A 19,878-nucleotide genomic window follows, 5' to 3' on the forward strand; every position below is an offset into this window, starting at 1 on the left:
CCGCGGGCGGCCGGGCCGGGCCTCAGCCGCGCCGCATCCCGGTGAACACCTCCATCCAGAACCGCTGCTGCTTCTCCGAGGCCCCCACCAGATAGGTGGCCCGCAGCTTGGCCGGGAGGTGGGCCACCAGCCGGGTGACCACCGCCTTGTGCTTCTTCAGCTGGGACAGCTCCGCGTTCGCGAGGATCTGGTGGACGACATCACTGTCGTCGCCGCCCTCGTCGGACCGGCCGGCCGCGCGGCGCAGGCGGGCCTCCCAGGCGCCGGCGTCCCGGGCGAGTTCGCCGAGGCCCGTGACCGGGCGGCCCCGCAGCCGGTCGACCAGCGCGGTGAGCGGCACGGGCGCGTACTCGCCGTCGCCGAGGTACACGGTCCCCATCTCCAGCGGCAGACCCCGCCGGTGCAGCTTGATCAGCCGTTCCAGGGTGCGCTTGGTGATCCAGGCACGGCCTTCGTCGTCGATGTCGTGCTTCCACCACTCCAGGACGGTCTCGGCGTCCGCGCCGTACCGCGCCAGGAGCCACTCGTTGGCCGGTATGTCCTCCGGCTCGACGGTGAGGGAAGCCGTGAACCGGGTGGCCTGGGCGATGTTGTTGCGCGCCACCAGCAGCTTGCGGCCCAGGTGGTACGGCGGGTTCTGCACGGCTATCTGCGCCCGCAGGTTCTCGATCCGCCGGCCCGCGAGCGACCACTCCTGGGTGATCTCCATCAGCTTGGCGAACGCGGCCTTGTCCTTGGGCCGGTTGTACTCGTCCCACACGATCGCCTTCGGCTCCGGCCCGGTGAACGATGCGGCCAGCAGGTTGTCCAGCGTGCCGTCCGGCGAGGGGATCGGCGCGCACAGGTCCTCGACGTTCGTCACCGGCAGCGAGAAGTACAGCGGATCCCGGCCCAGGCCCGCGCGCAGCGTCTCGCGCACGATCTCCGTCTTCCCGCAGCCCGGCGGGCCCTGGAGCAGCACCGTCCACCGGCCCCGCAGCGCGGCCCGCACCACCTGCCGGACCGGGTCGGGGACCGTCGCGGGGTTGGGCACGCCCACCGCTTCGGCGATCCGGTCGAGGATCTCGGCCGTACGGTTGTGACCGGGCCGCCCGTCCGGGCCCGGCTCGGCCAGCCGCAGCCGCTCGCCGTCGACCAGGGGCAGCCCCCAGCGCAGCGGGAAGCCCTCCCGGGCGTTCGCCAGGACGTGGTCGAGGGTGCGCGGCGAGAGCAGCTCCCGCAGGGCGGGGGAGAGCGACGCCCACAGGGAGAACACCCCGCGCAGGTCCCACGGGCGGTACTCGGCCTCGAGGTGCTTGCGCCAGGAGGTGTCGTTCGCAGTGATCCGGATCGTCACCATGCGGTCGAGCAGCGCGAGGTCGCCGCGCCGGGCCGATGTCTCCGACAGCGACTCGTTGTCGGTGAGGAAGACACCGACGCAGCCCAGGGCCCGCAGATCGTGCTCGCCGAGCGTCCAGTCGCAGGCGATCTGCATCAGCTGCGACTGGATCGTGTCGCCCGCCTGCAACGAGTCGTCGATGAGCAGCACGAACGGCCGGCCCGGCTTCAACTGGTTCATCACCAGCTGGCGCAGCACCAGTTCACCGGTGCGCGGATCGCGCACGGGCGCGTTGACGAGCAGGTCGTCCGGCGTCAGGTTCGCCGCGGGCACGTACACCAGGGTCGTGTCCGGGTGCGCGCGGGTGAGGTGGGTGAAGAACGTCGACGTCTTGCCGATGCCGTGCTCGCCGAAGACCTGACCCGTCTGCCCCATGTCGATCATCGCGTCGATGAACGCCTCGAGGCGGGAAACAGCCGTCCGCTGTGCTTGCGTGGTCATTTACCGTGATCCGGTGGTGACGCGATGGCAGTGCATCGCCGGGTTGTGCCTCTCGGGCCACTCGTCGCCGCCCTCGGTGATCAGCCAGATCCATTTCTCCGGCTCCGCCGGGGTGATCGGCGGGGCGTATCCGTCGGTGAGGACGACGACGGCGTCCGGGGTCTCCTCGAACCGGCGGCCGTTCACCTCCGTCCGGCCCTCCACGTGGTCCGCGACCGCCTGGAAGCTGGTGCCGCCGCCCCCGTACACCCGCTCGCCGGGCCTGAAGGGCATCACCACGGCGTCGAAGGACAGCCAGTGCGCCTCCACCCCGTCGATCCGGCCGACGAGTTCGGTCAGCCACCGGATCACGTGCTCCGGCATGGAGCCCGAGGTGTCGTAGGCGACGACCAGCACCTTGTGACGTACCGGGCCGCGCCGCGACAGCGTCGGGTCCTGGCCGAGGGCCGTGAGCAGGGCACCCCGCTTCTTGGGGTACACCAGCCGCTCGCCGTCGCGCAGTTTCGAACCCAGCACGTCGGCCAGCCAGCGCTGCCACCAGTCGACCGTACGCGTGCGCGTGGTCTCGCCGCGCAGCAGGCCCGCGCCGAGATTCCCCCAGATCCGGGCGGCGCGCGCCGAGCCGTCCTCGGTGCGGCCCATCAGGTCCAGCAGCTCCCGCTCCGCGCCCGCGTGCCCACGCCGCGCGGCCAGCAGGGAGTTGAGCAGCGCCGAGGAGGTCACGGCGTCGACGGTCTCCTGGTCGCCGGGCACCCCGCCCTCCGTGAGGTGCACGCACAGCCGGGGCTCGGGGACCGGCGGGTGCCGCATCCGCTTCAGCTCGCCGTACACCCGCATGTCCGTCTCGGTGAACGCCTCGTACGCCACCGGCTCCAGGCCGTGCGTCGTCAGGTCCTCCGCGTAGGCGTCGTACACCGAGCGGGGATCGATGCCCGTGGGCCTGCCGTCCAGCAGCGGCAGCCCGCGGCGGCCGAGGCGGACCAGCGCCACGTGGTTGATGCTCACCTCGGCCGCCAGGGTGAAGACCGGGTCCGCACGCAGCTCGGGGTCGGCGAACAGATGACGGTGCACCAGATGCCGGGCCTCGTGGAACAGCACGAACCTCACGCCGTCCAGGCCGAGTCCGACGAAGAAGTCCGGGTTGTACAGCAGCAGGCAGGTGCCGTCACCGGAGGCGACCACGGCCGCCGTGTCCACCGCCGTCGTCGGGATCTGGTGGTGGCACTTGGCGTACAGCCACGACGCCACCGCCGACTCGGTCAGACCGAAGTCGAGCAGCGCGGCCTCCTTCAGCCGCCGCGCCTCCTCCACCACCGCCTCGTCCGCCGGGCGGTACCGCACAAGTGCCCTGCGGTCGGCGAGATCGACCACCGGGGGCCGTCGTCGCCCCCGCTCCCCGTACGCCATGCCATGCCCCCCGTGCCGTGCCTCCCCCAGTGCCTCATTGGTACCAGGCCCCACCGACAACCGGCCAAGGCATTACGCTCGGCGGTCAAGGGCGGGGCCGTAGCGCAGAGGCAGGCGCACCGGTCTCCAAAACCAGAACACGCTGGTTCGAATCCAGCCGCCCCGCCCCCTCGACGACCTCATGGGCACGGCTCAGGCGATCGCGCCCGCCGTCACCACCAGTTCCGGCACGGTCCCGTGGAAGGTCTCCATCAGCTGGGTCAGCACCGCCCAGGCCTCCTCACGGTCGCCCAGGTGCTCGTGGACGAGCGGGCGCAGGGCGTCCTCGGCCTCGCGCAGGCGGGCCGGGAACAGCAGGTGACCCATCGCCAGGACGTCCAGCACGCGCACGGCGGGGCCGTGGGCCGTCGCGTACTCGGCGGGGCCGTCCAGCACACCCGCCTGCCGTATCCGGTGCGTGAACTTGGGGTGCGAGCCGAACTGCGCGCGCAGCGCGGGCGGGCAGTCCGGGCGGACGGTGAGCGCCCAGCGCGCGAACCCGGGCAGCGGCCGCTCGCCGTCGGCGTCCGTGACCGTCCGCCAGTCGGTGCGCGTCAGCACCATGGACGCGGCGCCGTTTCCCTCGCGCATGGAGCCGGCCGCGCGCAGGGCACCGACGATGCCGTGACGGACGTAGCTCTCGGGGACTTCGGGTTCCTGCTCCCGCAGAGCCTGGTCCACCGGCACGGGCTCGGTGCGGTCCGCCCCGAACGGCACTCCGCGGGCGACGGCCCGGCGCAGGCCGGCGTCGGTGCCGATGGCCCACCACACCAGGGCGTTGAGCTCGGGGTCGTCCTGCTCGAGGATCCACAGCTTCACGGACGCCGGCAGTTCACCGGACCACAGCCACGGACGCTGCATCCGGCGCCGGGCCGCGGCGGGGTCCTCCGCCCGGGGCAGGCCCGTCCGCGCCCGCACCCGCGCGGCGGTCTCCTCGTCGGTCAGTCCGAGCAGGAGACCGACCGCCTGTTCCGCCCTGGTGTTGTCACGCATGGCGGCATGATGCCGCAGCCCTCCGACAGGGCGCACCGGAGTTCGGTGCGCCTTGCCGGCCGGGGGTCAGGCGCCGGCCCGCGCCGCCATCCGGGCCTTGCGGGCGGCGAGCTTCTCGTCGAACTTCAGGGCCTCGGCGTCGAGTCCGCCCATGAACAGTCCCAGCTCCTCCTGCGCCTTGAGGCCCTCGGGGCCGAGCCCGTCGATCTCCAGGATCTTCAGGAAGCGCAGCACGGGCTGAAGCACGTCGTCGTGGTGGATGCGCAGGTTGTAGACCTCGCCGATGGCCATCTGGGCAGCCGCCCGCTCGAAGCCGGGGATGCCGTGGCCGGGCATGCGGAAGTCGACCACCACGTCCCGCACGGCCTGCATGGTGAGGTCGGGGGCGAGGTCGAAGGCCGCCTTGAGCAGGTTGCGGTAGAAGACCATGTGGAGGTTCTCGTCGGTCGCGATGCGGGAGAGCATGCGGTCGCAGACCGGGTCGCCGGACTGGTGGCCGGTGTTGCGGTGCGAGATGCGGGTGGCGAGTTCCTGGAAGGCGACGTAGGCGACCGAGTGCAGCATCGAGTGCCGGTTGTCCGACTCGAAGCCCTCGCTCATGTGCGCCATGCGGAACTGCTCCAGCTTGTCCGGGTCGACCGCGCGCGAGGCGAGCAGGTAGTCGCGCATCACGATGCCGTGCCGGCCCTCCTCCGCGGTCCAGCGGTGCACCCAGGTGCCCCAGGCGCCGTCCCGGCCGAACAGCGAGGCGATCTCGTGGTGGTAGCTGGGCAGGTTGTCCTCGGTGAGGAGGTTCACCACCAGGGCGATCCGGCCGATCTCCGTTACCTTGGACTGCTCCTTGTCCCACGCCTCGCCGTCGTCGAAGAGGCCGGGGAAGTTGCGGGCGTCGCTCCAGGGCACGTACTCGTGCGGCATCCAGTCCTTGGCCACTGTCAGATGCCGGTTCAGTTCCTTCTCGACCACTTCCTCCAGCGCGTACAGCAGCCGCGCGTCGGTCCACACGGACGGGCTGCCGAGGTGAGGAGAAGCGATCGTCATGGAAACTCCAGGGGGACGCCGAACAGAAGGGGGAGGAAACCGACTCGGTCGGGGGAGGGTCCGGTGAGCGGCACCGGAATCTACGTGATCGTAGGCTACGAATCCGTAGGTTACGAAGCCGTAGGTTAAGCGCGTCGTAAAGATCGCTGATCAGGCCGCTTGCCCCGGCCGGACCGGGGCACGCCGAAGAGTCCGGGACGCGCAGGTCCCAGGGCCGCAAGAGGGAAGGGATCACCCGCTCAGGCGTACAGCTCCCGCAGCCGCACCGAGAGACATGTCACACAGCCCTCCAGTTTCTCGAACTCGCCGATGTCCACGGTGACCACCTGGTGGCCGAGATCGGTGAGCAGCTCGGCCGTCTTCGGCGCACTGGCCGCCATCAGCAGCTTGTGGCCGCCGAGCAGCACGACATGGGCGCCGGCCTCCTCGGGCACCGACAGGAAGCCGGGGAACAGCGAAGGCCGGTCCACGTTCGGGATGTGACCGAGCACCGTGCCGTCGGGCAGCGCGGTGACCGCCGACTTCAGGTGCAGCACCTTGTTCACCGGGACGGCGACCACCCGCGCGCCGAGCGGCTCGAAGGCGGCCCGCAGCTGCTGGACCCCGGCCGCGTTGGTACGCCCGCCCCGGCCGACGTAGATGGTGTCGCCGACCTTGAGCACGTCGCCGCCGTCGAGGGTGCCCGGCTCCCATATCCAGTTCACCGAGCAGCCGAGCCGGGCCACGGCCTCCTCCACCCCGGCGGTCTCCTCGCGCCGCGACTCGGCGCCGGGCCGGGTGATCAGCGCCACGTTCCTGTACATCACCACGGTGTCCTCGACGAACACCGAGTCCGGGCAGTCGTCGGCCGGCTCCACCTCGACCGTCTCCCAGCCGTGCGTGCGCAGCGCCTCGACGTAGGCCTCCCACTGCTCGACGGCCAGGTCCACGTCGACCTTCTCCCGCTCGATGTGCGTCACCAGGCCTTCGGCGAGGCGCGGGCTGGGGCGGCGGACGAGGGCCTTCTTGCTGGGCACGAGGGGTCTCCGTATCGGCGGGGGTCCGGCGCCCGTTCTCGGGGCGCCGGTTCGCCATCATGCAGGGCGGGTCCGCGAGGACAAAACCCTCGTTGTCAGGCTGTGCCCCTCCTGAGACGCTCCGCGCGCGGGCTACGCGGGATCCGTGAGCGCCTCGGGGGTGGTCTCCGTCAATTCCCCTCCTTCCAGGAGCAGCCAGCGCGTGATGCCGAGCGACTGGAGGAACGGCAGGTCGTGACTGGCCACGACCAGCGCGCCCTCGTACGACTCCAGGGCCGTCGTCAGCTGGTGCACGCTCGCCATGTCGAGGTTGTTCGTCGGCTCGTCGAGCAGGAGCAGTTGCGGCGCGGGCTCGGCGAGCATCAGCGCGGCCAGGGCCGCCCGGAAGCGTTCGCCGCCGGAGAGCGTGGCCGCCTGCTGGTCGGCGCGGGCGCCCCGGAACAGGAAGCGGGCCAGGCGGGCCCGGATCCGGTTGTTGGTGGCGCCCGGCGCGAACCGGGCCACGTTCTCCGCGACGGTCAGCCCGCCGTCCAGGACGTCCAGCCGTTGTGGCAGGAACCGCAGGGGGACGTGCGCCCGCGCCTCGCCCGCCACCGGCTCCAGCTCGCCCGCGATGGTGCGCAGCAGGGTCGTCTTGCCCGCGCCGTTGCGCCCCACGAGGGCCACCCGCTCGGGGCCGCGCAGCTCGAAGCCGCCCTTGACGCGCGCCCCGTGCGCCGGCTCCAGGTCCCGCAGGGTGAGGACGTCGCGGCCGGGCGGCACCGCCGTGTACGGCAGGTCGACCCTGATCTCGTCGTCGTCCCGTACGGCGTCCACCGCCTCGTCCAGCCGCTCCCTGGCCTCGGCGAGCCTCTCCTCGTGCATGATGCGGTGCTTGCCCGCGGACTCCTGCGCCGCGCGCTTGCGCGCCCCCATGACGATCTTCGGTTCGCGTTTGCTGTCCCACATCTTCTGCCCGTACCGCTTGCGGCGGGCCAGCTTCATCTGGGCGTCGGCCAGTTCCCGCTTCTGCTTGCGCAGGTCGGCCTCGGCCACGCGCACCATGCGTTCGGCGGCGTCCTGCTCCACGGCGAGGGCGTCCTCGTACGCCGAGAAGTTCCCGCCGTACCAGGTGATCTCCCCGGCACGCAGATCGGCGATCTGGTCGACCAGGTCGAGGAGTTCCCGGTCGTGACTGACCACGAGCAGGATGCCCGGCCAGGAGGCGACGGCCGCGTACAGCCGCCTGCGGGCGTACAGGTCGAGGTTGTTGGTGGGCTCGTCCAGCAGCAGTACGTCCGGGCGGCCGAGCAGCAGCGCGGCCAGGCGCAGCAGTACCGACTCGCCGCCGGAGACCTCACCGACGCCGCGGTCCAGGCCGAGGTGGCCGAGGCCGAGCTCGCCGAGGGTCGCGAGCGCGCGCTCCTCGACGTCCCAGTCGTCGCCGAGGGTGTCGAAGTGCTCCTCGGCCGCGTCGCCCGCCTCGATGGCGTGCAGCGCGGCCCGCTTCGCGGCGATGCCGAGCGCCTCGTCGACGCGGAGCGCGGTGTCCAGGGTGACGTTCTGCGGCAGGTAGCCGACCTCGCCCGCCACCCGGACGGCGCCGTCCGTGGGGTCGAGTTCACCGGCGACGAGCTTCAACAGGGTCGTCTTCCCCGATCCGTTGACGCCGACGAGTCCCGTGCGGCCGGGGCCGAAGGAGACGTCGAGGCCGTCGAAGACGGGGGTGCCGTCGGGCCAGGCGAAGGACAGGGAGGTGCAGGTGAGGGAAGAAGACATACAGGCCTCGCGGTTGCTTGATGCGGTCAGGGCAACGCGTGTCGAGACACCGCGGGGCGGCAACCGTGTGGCCGGGGGAAGGGCTCAGCCCTGTGCCGGAGGACGGCTCGGACGCCGAGGTCGCACGCGCTCACACCCACTTCGCAGTGGGGCGCGGTGTCTCAGGACCTCAGACGAGCAACGTCCTTCTCCGATCGACGGCAACAGAAGCGAGATACACCGTAGGAGGGCGGGTGGACGCCGTCAACGGAATTGACGGGCGTCACATTCATGTCGGATTCCTGCCAGCCCGCGCCCGGCCGCGGCTGGTTGGCTGATGCCCATGACGCATCAGATCTCCCTGCGCGAGCGTGCCCTGGCCTTCCGCTCCCTGCACGTCCCGGGACGGCCGCTCGTCCTGCCGAACGCCTGGGACGCCATGAGCGCCCGGCTCGCCGAGGACGCGGGCGCCGCCGCGGTCGCCACCACCAGCGCCGGGCTCTCCTGGGCCCTGGGGGCCGCCGACGGCGACCGGCTGGAGCGGGACCGGGCGCTCGAGGCCGTCGCGCGCGTGGCCGCGACCGTGGCGGTCCCGGTCAGCGCCGACATCGAGACCGGATACGCCGACGACCCCGAAGGCGTCGCCGACACCGTCCGGGCGGTGCTCGCGGCGGGCGCGGTCGGCGTCAACATCGAGGACGCACTGTACGAGACGGGGCGGGCCCCGTTGCGGGAGGTCGCGGAGCAGGCCGAGCGGATCGCCGCCGCCCGGGAGGCCGCGGACGCGGAGGGGGTGCCGTTGTTCGTGAACGCCCGCATCGACACCTTCCTGCGCGGAGGCGGGGAAGTGGACGCCACCCTGGAGCGAGCCGCCGCCTTCCGTGCCGCGGGTGCCGACGGGATCTTCGTCCCCGGGGCCGTCGAACCGGAGACGGTCAAGGCGCTCGTCGAGGGCGTCGACGGGCCGCTCAACGTGCTGGTGGGACCGGGCGCGCCGGCCGTCGCCGAGCTGGCCGCGCTCGGCGTCGCCCGGGTGAGCGCCGGGTCGGCTGTGGCCCAGGCGGCGTACGCCGTGGCCCGTCGCGCCGCGCGGGAGCTGCTGGGCGCGGGGACCTGTGGGGCGCTGGCCGAGGGGCTCGACTACGGCGAGCTCAACGCGCTGCTCGCGCAGGAGCGCTAGCAGGCGTCGCGCATCAGCTCCGCCAGGTCGTGGTCGAGGTCGAGCTGGAGGTGCTCCAGGCCGGACGCCACCAGGTCGTTCGTCGCCTGGAGGAAGCGGCGGATCTCGCCGGTGCGCACGTGCACGACGGCGGTGCCCTCGGGGGCGTGGAACTCCAGCACGGTGCGGTCGTACCCGTACGGCCGCACCCGCACGTCGCCGTGGCCCTCCGGGGACCGCAGACCGGCCGTCAGCAGCTCGCGGGCGAAGGTCCAGCAGACCTCGACGCCCTCCAGGGTGGACGGGGCGGGGAAGGTCATGCGGACGGCGAACGGGTCGCGCCGGTCGTAGCGCAGTGTGGCGGGAATGCTCGGCATGCGTGGTGCGGCGGCGACGAGGCGTGCCTCTACGGGCTGCTCGATGACGGTGGACAACGCCTTGCTCCCTCGTGACGGCTGGACGGACTTCCGGGGTGTGAGACCGGGCACTGGAAGAGACGACGGAACGGGCCACTCCGTGCACACGTATCGCTAGTGACCTCTGTCACCGCGTTCATGCACGCGCGTACCGGACCGAGGCCGTCTGGACGGGGCTCGGACAGTGGGCTAGCTTCGCCCGCCATGAGGCGCTCGGGGAACGCGGGAATGACGGGACGCAGGCATCGACAGCCGGCGGGGGCGGTGGCGGCGGGGGTGTGCGGGGTGGCGCTGGCCGCGCTGACCGTCGTACCGGCCCAGGCGCACACGCCGGAGCACCGGGCGCCGCACTGGGCGCTCAAGGACAGCGGGGCGCCGCAGACACGGTTCCGCGGGCTCGCGGCCGTGAACCGGGACACCGCCTGGCTGGCCGGGACCGGCGGCACGGTGCTGCGCACCACCGACGGCGGGGCGAGCTGGCGGAACGTCTCCCCGCCCGGCGCCGCGGACCTCCAGTTCCGGGACGTGGCGGCGTTCGACGCGCGGCGCGCGGTGGTGCTGGCCATCGGCGAGGGCGAGGCGTCCCGCGTCTACCGCACCGACGACGGCGGAGCGACCTGGACGGAGTCCTTCCGCAACACCGACCAGAAGGCCTTCTACGACTGCATGGCCTTCTTCGACCGCCGCCACGGCCTGGCGATGAGCGACCCGGTGGACGGCAGGTTCCGCATGCTGTCCACCGCCGACGGCGGACGCACCTGGCGGGTGCTGCCCGGCGACGGCATGCCGGCCGCGCTGGACGGTGAGGCGGGCTTCGCGGCGAGCGGCCAGTGCCTGGTCACCTCCGGGCCGAAGGACGCCTGGCTGGCCACCGGCGGAGGCGCACGCGCGCGTGTGCTGCACTCCGCCGACCGCGGCCTGACCTGGACGGCCACCGACACGCCGGTCCCGGCGGGCGACCCGGCACGCGGAGTGTTCGCGCTCGCCTTCCGTGACCACGCCCACGGCCTCGCGGTCGGCGGCGACTACCGCGCCGACCAGCCCTCCCCGCGGGCGGCCGCGGTCACCCGGGACGGCGGACGCACCTGGCAGCCGGCGGCCACACCCCCGCCCGCCTACCGCTCCGGCGCCGCCTGGCTCCCGCACAGCCGCACCGCCGCCCTCGCCGTCGGCCCCACCGGCACCGATGTCACCACGGACGGCGGACGCACCTGGAAGTCCCTCGACACCGGTTCGTACGACACCGTCGACTGCACCCCCGACCTGAGTTGCTGGGCGGCGGGGGAGCAGGGCCGGGTGGCACGGCTGGAGAACTGACCCGCGCGCGGAGTGCGTCCGCGCAGGCGGAAGGGGTACCCGGTCACGGCACGGGAAGGGAGTGACCGACATGCCACGCGGTTCCAGCCCCAAGCGGGAACGTCAGTACGAGCACATCAAAGAGAGCGCGCAGGACCGCGGCGAGAGCACCGGCAGGGCCGAGGAGATAGCCGCCCGCACGGTGAACAAGGAACGTGCCCGGTCCGGCGAGTCGAAGACCGCGAGCCGCACCTCGACCCAGGACATGTCCTCCGGGAAGCGCGGCGGCCAGCGGTCCGGCAAGGGCTCCCAGGGCCCGACCTACGACCAGTTGTACGAAGAGGCCAAGCGCCGCAACATCCACGGCCGTTCGGACATGAACAAGGGCGAGCTGCGGCGTGCCCTCGGCGAGAAGTGAGCCGACGGCTCAGCCGAGCGTCTCGCGGTAGGGCTCCAGAGCCGGAGCGGTCTTGGTGGCGGTGAACTCGGTGATGCGGTAGGCGCAGACGCCGGCCGTGACGAACGGATCCCCCGCGGTGATCGTCTCGATCCGCGCGCGGTCCCCCGCGACGGCGAGGATCACCCCGCCGTCACGGGGGTTCTTGCGTCCGGACGCCAGGAAGACACCCTTCTCGTACTGTTCGTCGAGCCAGGCGACATGCGCCTCGAGAACCGCGTCGACGGCGTCGAGCGGGGCGGTGTAGGTCAGCTCCAGGACAAACATGATCGCGAGCGTACCCCTGGTGCGGCGCCCACCGTGGGCCGAGTCGTACGCTCGTGCGCATCATGACGACCGTACCGATCCCCGCGGGCTGGCCCGCGACCGAGGAACAGGCCCGCGCCGTCCAGGACGAGTTGCGCGAGCGGGTGGTCCTGGACGAGCCCGGGCCGCTCCCCGGCTCGGGCCGTGTGACGGGTGTCGACGTGGCCTACGACGACGAGCGGGACGTCGTCGCGGCGGCGGCGGTCGTCCTCGACGGGGCCACCCTGGAGGTGGTCGCCGAGGCGACGGCCGTCGGCCGCGTCTCCTTTCCGTACGTGCCGGGTCTGCTCGCCTTCCGGGAGCTCCCCACCGTCCTGGCCGCCCTCGACGCGCTGCCCGTCCCGCCCGGCCTGGTCGTCTGCGACGGCTACGGCCTCGCCCATCCGCGCCGCTTCGGCCTCGCCGGTCACCTGGGCGTGCTCACCGGCCTGCCCACGATCGGCGTCGCCAAGAACCCCTTCACCTTCTCCTACGACGACCCGGCCCCCGCGCGCGGCAGCGGCTCCCCGCTCCTGTCGGGCACCGAGGAGGTCGGCCGCGCCCTGCGCACCCGGGACGCCGTCAAGCCGGTGTTCGTCTCTGTCGGCCACCGCGTGAGCCTCGACAACGCGTGCGCGCACACGCTGGCCCTGACCCCGGCCTACCGGATCCCCGAGACCACGCGCCGGGCGGATGCGCTGTGCCGTCGCGCGCTGCGGGAGGCCACCAAGGGAGACGGCTGAGGGAGACGGCTGAAGGGGCCGCTCAGGAGGCGGCGACGCTCCAGGAGCCGACCTCCCGGTACTCCGAGTCGTGGACGGCCGAGCCGTCGCCCGGCACCAGCGCGTAATGGCCGAGGTTCCCGCCCCAGTAGCGCAGGATCCGCCCGAGCTCTTTGGCCTTGTCCTCGGCCACCGCGCCGTCGTCCAGCGTCACCTCGAGAACGAACTTCACGTGCTTCTCCCTCCGTCGGCCTTGGGCTTCAATCCTTTCATTGACGTGCCCTTTGGTACTTCACCGCTCAACGCCGCAGGTGAGGACGCCACACCGTGCCGCAAGTCTCAAACCGGGGGGAAGGCGGACGGCCGGGGGCGTACTCAGGGGCCATCACGCCGTCTGAGTACGTGTACGGATGTGGCCGCCCCGGGGTCGGCGGCAGGCTGTGCCGCATGACGACGCACCGTTCCCCGCAGCCCCTGTCCGACCCCGGCCGGCCCGTCGAACGCGCCGTGACGGCCGCTCTCGTCCTCGCCGTGCTGGCGGGGATCGCCTGGATAGGCGGCATGCTGTACACCGTGCTCGCGTGGTCCGCCTGACCGGCGAGTGGCTCAGAAGGAAGCCGCCACCCGGAACGTGATCCCCGCCCCGCGGAGCCGCCGCGTCAGCGCGTCGCCCATCGCCGCCGCCGTCGTGACCTGGCCGGCCGTGGGCGGCAGCTCGTCGAAGGCCAGGCACAGGGCCGCTTCCGCGAACATCTTCGCGGTCTCGTCATAACCCGGGTCGCCGCCCGCGACCTCCGTGAACACGCGCCGGCCACCGCCCTCGCCGACGAACCGGACCGAGAACCAGCTCTTCGCCCGCTTCTCGGCGCTCGGCCCGTCCCCGGGCCTGAGCCGGTCGGACAGCCAGCGCCGGGCGGGCGGGAGCTGCGCGGCCGCGGCCACCGCGCCCACGGCCGCCACCCCGCCGAGGGCGGCGGGCAGGCGCTTGACCGCCGCGTAGTGCCGGTAGCGGAAGTCGGGCCCGTACCGGTCCAGGGCCTTCGCCGAGCGGCGCACGATCTGGGGGTCGATGGTCGGCAGCGGCAGCGCCCAGGCGCCGACGTCCCTGGCGAACCGCGGCACACCCGTCGGCGCGGACGCCCGGCGCTCGATCAGCCGCGGCTCGTGCCGGCCGCGCTCCCGGGCGGCGGCCAGCATCTGCCGCCCGCGCGCGAACTGGTTCAGCGCCGAGGCGAAGGTGCCGCCGGAGAAGGCCGCGTCCAGGCTCACATATCCGTCCACGGTCAGCGGCACGCCCTGAGGCAGCTGACGGACGGTGAAGTGGACGCCCAGGTCGTGCGGCACGGAGTCGAAGCCACAGGCGTGCACCAGCCGGGCGCCGGTCTCCCGCGCGCGGGAGTCATGGCGGACGTACATCAGGTCCACGAACTCCGGCTCGCCCGTCAGGTCCAGATAGTCGGCCCCCGTGTCCGCGCAGGCGGCGACCAGCGGTTCGCCGTACCGGATGTAGGGGCCCACCGTCGAAGCCACCACGCGCGCCTGCCCGGCCAGTCGGCGCAACGCGTCCGGGTCGGTCACATCGGCCTGGAGGACACCCACGTCCGCGCCCCCCGGCAGCCGCTCCCGCAGCTCGGCCAGTCCGCGCTCGCTGCGGCCGGCGATCGCCCAGCGCAGGTCCTCGGGGGCGTGCGCGGCGAGGTACTCCGCGGTGAGTGAGCCGACGAAGCCGGTGGCCCCGAAGAGCACGATGTCGTAGGGACGGTCCGTCCTGTTCAGCCTGCTCATGACACCCTTCGGTCGTGCACTCCGCGCCGTTGTCGGTGGCTGAGGCTAGCGTGAGGAACGCGGAGCCCGGCGGCCAGACCCACGCGCCGACCGCGCCGGGGCGCCGAGTCGCAGGGTAACTTGGCTAAGCGCTTGCTTGTCCAGGCCTTGTGCCCGATGGAACGTGTTCTTAGCATCAGCAGTGTTACAGCAGTTGTGTCACATTGACTGGGGGTGCGGCATGGCCACGGCAGGGACGCCGGGACAGGGCCCGCTCACGGGCGTGCGCGTGGTCGAGCTGGCCGGCATCGGGCCCGGCCCGTTCGCGGCCATGCTCCTCGCCGACCTGGGCGCCGACGTCGTCCGGGTGGACCGGCCGGGCGGCGCCTCGCTCGGTGTGGACCCCGCGTACGACGTGACCAACCGCAACAAGCGCTCCGTGCTCGTCGACCTGAAGTCCGACGCCGGCCCCGCCCGCGTCCTCGACCTGGCCGGACGGGCCGACATCCTCATCGAGGGCTACCGCCCCGGTGTCGCCGAGCGCCTCGGCGTCGGCCCCGACGCCTGCCATGCCCGCAACCCCGCGCTGGTCTACGGCCGGATGACCGGCTGGGGCCAGCAGGGCCCCCTCGCCGACCGGGCCGGGCACGACATCGCCTACATCGCCCCGACCGGCGTCCTCGGGATGATCGGCGACCCGGACGGACCCCCCGCCGTCCCCGCCAACCTCCTCGGCGACTACGCGGGCGGCTCGCTCTACCTCGTCGTCGGCGTCCTCGCCGCACTGCACCACGCGCGCGCGACCGGCACCGGCCAGGTCGTCGACGCCGCCATCGTCGACGGCACCGCCCATCTCTCGGCGATGATCCACGGCATGCTGGCCGCCGGCGGCTGGCAGGACCGGCGCCGCGCCAACCTGCTGGACGGCGGCTGCCCGTACTACGGCACCTACGAGACCGCCGACGGCGGGTACATGGCGGTCGGCGCCCTCGAACAGCAGTTCTACGAGGAGTTCCTGCGCCTGCTCGGCCTGGAGGAACTGGCCCCCGCCCGCAAGGACTGGACCCGCTGGGGCGAGCTGCGCGAGAAGGTCGCCGCCCGCTTCAAGTCCCGTACCCGGGACGAGTGGACCGCCCGTTTCGAGGGCACCGACGCGTGCGTGGCGCCCGTGCTGTCCCTGCGCGAGGCCCCGCACCACCCGCACCTCGCCGCCCGGGGCACCTTCACCGAGCACGGCGGCATCACCCAGCCCGCGCCCGCGCCCCGCTTCTCCGCCACCCCGACGACCGTCCGCACCGGCCCCGCCCGGCCCGGCGCCGACACCGCGGCCGTGGCCCGGGACTGGGACATACCCGCGCTCGCCCACCACGACGATCTCGCCCGGGACGGCGACTGACCCCGCCACCGACCGGCCCACCTCCCGCGAAAGGCACCCCAGTGAGCACCGAAGCGTACGTGTACGACGCGATCCGCACCCCGCGCGGCCGCGGCAAGGCGAACGGCGCCCTGCACGGCACCAAGCCCATCGACCTGGTCGTCGGCCTCATCCACGAGCTCCGCGACCGCTTCCCGGGCCTCGACCCGGCCGCGATCGACGACATCGTCCTCGGCGTCGTCGGCCCGGTGGGCGACCAGGGCTCCGACATCGCGCGGATCGCGGCGATCGCCGCCGGACTGCCGGACACGGTTGCAGGGGTCCAGGAGAACCGCTTCTGTGCCTCGGGCCTGGAGGCGGTGAACATGGCCGCCGCCAAGGTCCGTTCCGGTTTCGAGGACCTCGTCCTCGCCGGTGGCGTGGAGTCGATGTCCCGGGTGCCGATGGCCTCCGACGGCGGTGCCTGGTTCAACGACCCGATGACGAACCTCGCCGTCAACTTCGTGCCGCAGGGCATCGGCGCCGACCTCATCGCCACCATCGAGGGCTTCTCCCGCCGGGACGTCGACGAGTACGCGGCCCTGTCCCAGGAGCGCGCCGCCACCGCCTGGAAGGAGGGCCGCTTCGACCGCTCGGTGGTCCCGGTCAAGGACCGCAGCGGCCTGGTCGTCCTCGACCACGACGAGCACCCGCGCCCCGGCACCACCGCCGACTCCCTGGCGGGGCTCAAGCCGTCCTTCGCCGGCATCGGCGAGCTGGGCGGCTTCGACGCGGTCGCGCTCCAGAAGTACCACTGGGTGGAGAAGATCGACCACGTCCACCACGCGGGCAACTCCTCCGGCATCGTGGACGGCGCCTCACTGGTCGCGATCGGCACCAAGGAGGTCGGCGAGCGCCACGGCCTCACCCCGCGCGCGCGGATCGTCTCCGCCGCCGTCTCCGGCTCCGAGCCCACCATCATGCTCACCGGTCCCGCCCCCGCCACCCGCAAGGCCCTCGCGAAGGCCGGCCTGACGATCGACGACATCGACCTCGTCGAGATCAACGAGGCGTTCGCCGCGGTCGTGCTGCGCTTCGTCAAGGACATGGGCCTGTCCCTGGACAAGGTCAACGTCAACGGCGGCGCCATCGCGCTCGGCCACCCGCTCGGCGCGACCGGCGCCATGATCCTCGGCACCCTCGTGGACGAACTGGAGCGCCAGGACAAGCGGTACGGCCTCGCCACGCTGTGCGTGGGCGGCGGCATGGGCATCGCCACCATCGTCGAGCGCATCTGAACTCCCCGCGGAATCACGACACTTCAACGGAGACGACTGTCATGACCGAGAGCACCACCATCCGCTGGGAACAGGACGACACCGGTGTCGTCACCCTCGTCCTCGACGACCCCGACCAGTCCGCGAACACCATGAACCAGGCGTTCCGCGACTCCCTCGCCGCGATCACCGACCGCCTGGAGGCGGAGCGGGAGAACATCCGCGGCATCATCTTCACCTCCGCCAAGAAGACCTTCTTCGCCGGCGGTGACCTGCGCGACCTGATCCGGGTCACCCCCGAGACCGCACAGCACCTGTTCGACGGCGGCCTCGCCATCAAGCGGAACCTGCGCCGCATCGAAACCCTCGGCAAGCCGGTCGTCGCGGCGATCAACGGCGCGGCTCTGGGCGGCGGTTACGAGATCTCCCTGGCCTGCCACCACCGCGTCGCCCTGGACGCGCCCGGCTCCAAGATCGGCTGCCCCGAGGTCACCCTCGGCCTGCTCCCCGGGGGCGGCGGCGTGGTCCGCACCGTCCGGCTGCTCGGCATCGCCGACGCGCTCCTGAAGGTCCTCCTCCAGGGCACCCAGTACACCCCCCGGCGCGCCCTGGACAACGGCCTCGTCGACGAGGTGGCCGCCACCCCCGAGGAGCTCCTCGCCAAGGCCCGCGCCTTCATCGACGCCAACCCCGAGTCCCAGCAGCCCTGGGACCGGCCGGGCTACCGGATCCCCGGCGGTACCCCCGCCAACCCGAAGTTCGCCGCGAACCTCCCCGCCTTCCCCGCCAGCCTGCGCAAGCAGACGGGCGGCGCCCCCTACCCGGCCCCCCGCAACATCCTCGCCGCCGCCGTCGAGGGCGCCCAGGTCGACTTCGATACCGCCCAGGTGATCGAGGCCCGCTACTTCGTCGAACTGGCCGCCGGGCAGACCTCGAAGAACATGATCCAGGCGTTCTTCTTCGACCTCCAGGCCGTCAACTCCGGCGCCAACCGCCCGCAGGGCGTCGAGCCCCGCAGGGTCCGCAAGGTGGCCGTCCTCGGCGCCGGGATGATGGGCGCGGGCATCGCCTACTCCTGCGCCCGCGCCGGCATCGACGTCGTCCTGAAGGACGTGTCCCTGGAAGCGGCCGTCAAGGGCAGGGGCTACTCCGAGAAGCTGTGCGCCAAGGCCGTCGCGAAGGGCCGTACGACCCAGGAGAAGGCGGACGCGCTGCTCGCCCGCATCACGCCGACCGCCGACGCGAAGGACCTGGCCGGCTGCGACGCGGTGATCGAGGCCGTCTTCGAGGACCCGGCGCTCAAGCACAAGGTGTTCCAGGAGATCGAGCACGTCGTCGCCCCGGACGCCCTGCTGTGCTCCAACACCTCCACCCTGCCCATCACCACACTCGCCGAGGGCGTCGAACGACAGGGCGATTTCATCGGCCTGCACTTCTTCTCGCCCGTCGACAAGATGCCGCTGGTGGAGATCATCAAGGGCGAGCGGACCGGGGACGAGGCCGTCGCGCGCGCCTTCGACCTGGTCCGGCAGATCAGCAAGACGCCGATCGTCGTCAACGACTCGCGTGGCTTCTTCACCTCGCGGGTGATCGGCCACTTCATCAACGAGGGCGTGGCGATGGTCGGCGAGGGCATCGAGCCGGCGTCTGTGGAGCAGGCCGCCGCGCAGGCCGGCTACCCGGCGAAGGTGCTGTCCCTGATGGACGAGCTGACGCTCACCCTCCCGCGGAAGATCCGGACCGAGTCGAAGCGGGCGGTGGAGGAGGCGGGCGGCACCTGGACCGCCCACCCCGCCGAGGCGGTCATCGACCGCATGGTGGACGAGTTCGGCCGCACCGGCCGCAGCGGCGGCGCGGGCTTCTACGAGTATGCCGAGGACGGCAAGCGGGCCGGTCTGTGGCCGGGGCTGCGGGAGCACTTCACGCGCGAGGGCGCGGAGATCCCGTTCGAGGACATGCAGGAGCGCATGCTCTTCTCCGAGGCGCTGGACACCGTCCGGCTGCTGGAGGAGGGCGTCCTGACCTCGGTCGCCGACGCCAACATCGGTTCGATCCTCGGCATCGGCTTCCCCGGCTGGACGGGTGGCGTGCTCCAGTACATCAACGGCTACGACGGGGGCCTGCCGGGCTTCGTGGCCCGCGCGCGGGAGCTCGCCGAGCGCTACGGCGAGCGCTTCGACCCGCCCGCGCTACTGGTGGAGAAGGCGGAGAAGGAGGAGCGGTTCGCCGACTCAGCCCGCTCGTGACTCCCTGGTGAGCCACTCGCCCAGCTCTTCCCGCAGCGACCGCTGGAACGTCGTCAGCAGCGCCTGCACCACCAACGGGTGCATGTGCGCCGACAGGGACTTCACATCCCGGGCGTCACGCTCCGCCACCTCGCCGCGGAAGAGCTGGGAGAGCTCGCGGGCCGCGGCGCGCGAGTGCTCGACGAGCACCTTGCGCGCCGCGAGGATCGCGTCCTGGGACAGCGGTACGTCGAGCAGCCGGACCCCGAGCCGCAGCAGCCCGCAGTCGACCCGAAACGTTTCCCCGTCGGCGGCCGTGACGACGCCCATCGCCGTCAGCCGGGCCACGTCCTCCTCGGTCAGCGGCCGTCCCGCGCGCCGCTGGAGCTCCCGCCGCGACACCGTCTCCTCGGTGTCCGGCGCCCAGGACGCGACCACCGCCCGGTGGATGGCCAGGTCGTGCGGGGTGAGCTCCGGCGGCAGCTGCCGCAGGTACCGCTCGATCGCGGCCAGCGTCATGCCCTGCTGCTGAAGCTCCTCGATGAGGGCCAGCCGGGCCACGTGCCCGGCCCCGTAGTGACCCACCCGGCGCGGACCGATCACCGGCGGCGGCAGCAGGCCCCTGGCGGCGTAGAAGCGGACCGTGCGGACCGTGACGCCCGCGCGGGCGGCCAGCTCGTCGACGGTGAGGGTCGGCTGCCCGGCACCGTCGCCGGCGTCGGTCTCGGCATCGGTCGTCATGTGCAGCAGTATCGCTGTCCCACCAGCGCTGCGAAACATGTAACGACCATGTGAGAAGTGCCGCTGTGTGATGTGGACCATCGCATGGCCGGGGATGCCGCGGGGAAGCTGCCTGCTTGGTCTGTGCCGC

Annotated in this window: 19 protein-coding genes and 1 tRNA gene; 9 read left to right on the forward strand and 11 right to left on the reverse strand. The window is 72.5% G+C overall.

The annotated features are described in order from the left end of the window. Positions 1 to 22: 22 nt before the first annotated feature. Both ABZ915_RS18745 and ABZ915_RS18750 read right to left on the reverse strand, forming a co-directional pair. Positions 23 to 1,819, reverse strand: coding sequence for an AAA family ATPase (locus tag ABZ915_RS18745; protein WP_361803686.1), 1,797 nt, complete (start codon positions 1,817 to 1,819; stop codon positions 23 to 25). Further along, a complete protein-coding gene (locus ABZ915_RS18750) occupies positions 1,820 to 3,226 on the reverse strand; it encodes a hypothetical protein (protein ID WP_361803689.1) in 1,407 nt (468 codons plus the stop codon). A gap of 91 nt (positions 3,227 to 3,317) precedes the next feature. On the opposite strand from ABZ915_RS18750, the gene ABZ915_RS18755 reads away from it, so the two are divergent. Beyond that, positions 3,318 to 3,393, forward strand: a tRNA-Trp gene (locus ABZ915_RS18755). Positions 3,394 to 3,418: 25 nt separating this feature from the next. Here ABZ915_RS18755 and ABZ915_RS18760 read toward each other — a convergent pair. From ABZ915_RS18760 to ABZ915_RS18775, 4 genes are all read right to left on the reverse strand, one after another. Further along, positions 3,419 to 4,258, reverse strand: coding sequence for a hypothetical protein (locus tag ABZ915_RS18760; protein WP_361803692.1), 840 nt, complete (start codon positions 4,256 to 4,258; stop codon positions 3,419 to 3,421). A 66-nt stretch (positions 4,259 to 4,324) separates the two neighbouring features. Next, positions 4,325 to 5,299 carry an acyl-ACP desaturase gene (locus ABZ915_RS18765; protein WP_361803694.1) on the reverse strand — a complete coding sequence of 325 codons (975 nt, stop codon included), beginning with the start codon at positions 5,297 to 5,299 and terminating at the stop codon, positions 4,325 to 4,327. Positions 5,300 to 5,538: 239 nt separating this feature from the next. Then, complete coding sequence (ddaH, locus tag ABZ915_RS18770; protein WP_361803697.1) at positions 5,539 to 6,315, reverse strand: dimethylargininase; 777 nt, start codon at positions 6,313 to 6,315, stop codon at positions 5,539 to 5,541. Between the two features lie 132 nt (positions 6,316 to 6,447). Then, positions 6,448 to 8,073, reverse strand: a complete 1,626-nt coding sequence (locus tag ABZ915_RS18775) for an ATP-binding cassette domain-containing protein (RefSeq protein WP_361803700.1) — start codon at positions 8,071 to 8,073, stop codon at positions 6,448 to 6,450. 322 nt (positions 8,074 to 8,395) lie between these two features. Between ABZ915_RS18775 and ABZ915_RS18780 the strand changes: the two genes are divergently transcribed. Continuing rightward, entirely contained in the window at positions 8,396 to 9,232 is an 837-nt protein-coding gene (locus ABZ915_RS18780) for an isocitrate lyase/phosphoenolpyruvate mutase family protein (RefSeq protein WP_361803703.1), read from the forward strand. On the opposite strand, the gene ABZ915_RS18785 is transcribed toward ABZ915_RS18780, so the two are convergent. Continuing rightward, positions 9,229 to 9,645 (reverse strand): SsgA family sporulation/cell division regulator, encoded by a 417-nt coding sequence (locus tag ABZ915_RS18785; protein ID WP_361803706.1) that lies wholly within the window; start codon positions 9,643 to 9,645, stop codon positions 9,229 to 9,231. The two genes, ABZ915_RS18780 and ABZ915_RS18785, sit on opposite strands and share 4 nt — an antisense overlap. Positions 9,646 to 9,855: 210 nt before the next feature. Between ABZ915_RS18785 and ABZ915_RS18790 the strand changes: the two genes are divergently transcribed. Both ABZ915_RS18790 and ABZ915_RS18795 read left to right on the forward strand, forming a co-directional pair. Then, positions 9,856 to 10,944 (forward strand): oxidoreductase, encoded by a 1,089-nt coding sequence (locus tag ABZ915_RS18790; protein WP_361803709.1) that lies wholly within the window; start codon positions 9,856 to 9,858, stop codon positions 10,942 to 10,944. A 70-nt stretch (positions 10,945 to 11,014) separates the two neighbouring features. Continuing rightward, a complete protein-coding gene (locus tag ABZ915_RS18795) occupies positions 11,015 to 11,341 on the forward strand; it encodes a plasmid stabilization protein (protein WP_361803712.1) in 327 nt (108 codons plus the stop codon). 9 nt (positions 11,342 to 11,350) lie between these two features. Here the strand turns inward: ABZ915_RS18795 and ABZ915_RS18800 are convergent, their stop codons facing one another. Next, on the reverse strand, positions 11,351 to 11,647 hold the full coding sequence (locus ABZ915_RS18800) for a YciI family protein (protein WP_361803715.1): 297 nt from the start codon (positions 11,645 to 11,647) through the stop codon (positions 11,351 to 11,353). Positions 11,648 to 11,709: 62 nt separating this feature from the next. On the opposite strand from ABZ915_RS18800, the gene ABZ915_RS18805 reads away from it, so the two are divergent. Next, positions 11,710 to 12,408: an endonuclease V gene (locus tag ABZ915_RS18805; RefSeq protein ID WP_361803718.1), complete on the forward strand. Its 699-nt coding sequence runs from the start codon at positions 11,710 to 11,712 to the stop codon at positions 12,406 to 12,408. Between the two features lie 22 nt (positions 12,409 to 12,430). On the opposite strand, the gene ABZ915_RS18810 is transcribed toward ABZ915_RS18805, so the two are convergent. Then, a complete protein-coding gene (locus ABZ915_RS18810) occupies positions 12,431 to 12,619 on the reverse strand; it encodes a hypothetical protein (RefSeq protein WP_361803721.1) in 189 nt (62 codons plus the stop codon). Positions 12,620 to 12,834: 215 nt separating this feature from the next. Here ABZ915_RS18810 and ABZ915_RS18815 point away from each other — a divergent pair, with 215 nt between their 5' ends. Further along, complete coding sequence (locus ABZ915_RS18815; protein ID WP_361803724.1) at positions 12,835 to 12,981, forward strand: hypothetical protein; 147 nt, start codon at positions 12,835 to 12,837, stop codon at positions 12,979 to 12,981. A 12-nt stretch (positions 12,982 to 12,993) separates the two neighbouring features. Here ABZ915_RS18815 and ABZ915_RS18820 read toward each other — a convergent pair whose 3' ends face one another. Then, complete coding sequence (locus ABZ915_RS18820; RefSeq protein ID WP_361803727.1) at positions 12,994 to 14,172, reverse strand: saccharopine dehydrogenase NADP-binding domain-containing protein; 1,179 nt, start codon at positions 14,170 to 14,172, stop codon at positions 12,994 to 12,996. Positions 14,173 to 14,392: 220 nt separating this feature from the next. Between ABZ915_RS18820 and ABZ915_RS18825 the strand changes: the two genes are divergently transcribed. The 3 genes from ABZ915_RS18825 to ABZ915_RS18835 are packed head-to-tail and all read left to right on the forward strand — an operon-like array spanning position 14,393 to position 19,028. Continuing rightward, positions 14,393 to 15,547 (forward strand): CaiB/BaiF CoA-transferase family protein, encoded by a 1,155-nt coding sequence (locus tag ABZ915_RS18825; RefSeq protein WP_361803730.1) that lies wholly within the window; start codon positions 14,393 to 14,395, stop codon positions 15,545 to 15,547. Between the two features lie 41 nt (positions 15,548 to 15,588). Beyond that, on the forward strand, positions 15,589 to 16,803 hold the full coding sequence (locus ABZ915_RS18830) for an acetyl-CoA C-acetyltransferase (protein ID WP_361803733.1): 1,215 nt from the start codon (positions 15,589 to 15,591) through the stop codon (positions 16,801 to 16,803). 41 nt (positions 16,804 to 16,844) lie between these two features. Beyond that, complete coding sequence (locus ABZ915_RS18835; protein WP_361803736.1) at positions 16,845 to 19,028, forward strand: 3-hydroxyacyl-CoA dehydrogenase NAD-binding domain-containing protein; 2,184 nt, start codon at positions 16,845 to 16,847, stop codon at positions 19,026 to 19,028. Here ABZ915_RS18835 and ABZ915_RS18840 read toward each other — a convergent pair. Continuing rightward, positions 19,014 to 19,748 (reverse strand): MerR family transcriptional regulator, encoded by a 735-nt coding sequence (locus ABZ915_RS18840; protein ID WP_361803739.1) that lies wholly within the window; start codon positions 19,746 to 19,748, stop codon positions 19,014 to 19,016. The two genes, ABZ915_RS18835 and ABZ915_RS18840, sit on opposite strands and share 15 nt — an antisense overlap. Positions 19,749 to 19,878 lie beyond the last annotated feature (130 nt).

Origin of the sequence: Streptomyces sp. NPDC046915, assembly GCF_040644935.1 — a bacterium.
Lineage (GTDB): Bacteria > Actinomycetota > Actinomycetes > Streptomycetales > Streptomycetaceae > Streptomyces.

Excerpts from the sequence above, each read along its gene's own strand:
- ABZ915_RS18760 (WP_361803692.1), bottom strand. The coding sequence starts at position 4,258 with ATGCGTGACAACACCAGGGCGGAACAGGCGGTCGGTCTCCTGCTCGGA.
- ABZ915_RS18790 (WP_361803709.1), top strand. The coding sequence starts at position 9,856 with ATGACGGGACGCAGGCATCGACAGCCGGCGGGGGCGGTGGCGGCGGGG.
- ABZ915_RS18840 (WP_361803739.1), bottom strand. The coding sequence starts at position 19,748 with ATGACGACCGATGCCGAGACCGACGCCGGCGACGGTGCCGGGCAGCCG.
- ABZ915_RS18815 (WP_361803724.1), top strand. The coding sequence starts at position 12,835 with ATGACGACGCACCGTTCCCCGCAGCCCCTGTCCGACCCCGGCCGGCCC.
- ABZ915_RS18800 (WP_361803715.1), bottom strand. The coding sequence starts at position 11,647 with ATGTTTGTCCTGGAGCTGACCTACACCGCCCCGCTCGACGCCGTCGAC.
- ABZ915_RS18805 (WP_361803718.1), top strand. The coding sequence starts at position 11,710 with ATGACGACCGTACCGATCCCCGCGGGCTGGCCCGCGACCGAGGAACAG.
- ABZ915_RS18820 (WP_361803727.1), bottom strand. The coding sequence starts at position 14,172 with ATGAGCAGGCTGAACAGGACGGACCGTCCCTACGACATCGTGCTCTTC.
- ABZ915_RS18750 (WP_361803689.1), bottom strand. The coding sequence starts at position 3,226 with ATGGCGTACGGGGAGCGGGGGCGACGACGGCCCCCGGTGGTCGATCTC.
- ABZ915_RS18765 (WP_361803694.1), bottom strand. The coding sequence starts at position 5,299 with ATGACGATCGCTTCTCCTCACCTCGGCAGCCCGTCCGTGTGGACCGAC.
- ABZ915_RS18775 (WP_361803700.1), bottom strand. The coding sequence starts at position 8,073 with ATGTCTTCTTCCCTCACCTGCACCTCCCTGTCCTTCGCCTGGCCCGAC.
- ABZ915_RS18835 (WP_361803736.1), top strand. The coding sequence starts at position 16,845 with ATGACCGAGAGCACCACCATCCGCTGGGAACAGGACGACACCGGTGTC.
- ABZ915_RS18795 (WP_361803712.1), top strand. The coding sequence starts at position 11,015 with ATGCCACGCGGTTCCAGCCCCAAGCGGGAACGTCAGTACGAGCACATC.
- ABZ915_RS18745 (WP_361803686.1), bottom strand. The coding sequence starts at position 1,819 with ATGACCACGCAAGCACAGCGGACGGCTGTTTCCCGCCTCGAGGCGTTC.
- ABZ915_RS18780 (WP_361803703.1), top strand. The coding sequence starts at position 8,396 with ATGACGCATCAGATCTCCCTGCGCGAGCGTGCCCTGGCCTTCCGCTCC.
- ABZ915_RS18825 (WP_361803730.1), top strand. The coding sequence starts at position 14,393 with ATGGCCACGGCAGGGACGCCGGGACAGGGCCCGCTCACGGGCGTGCGC.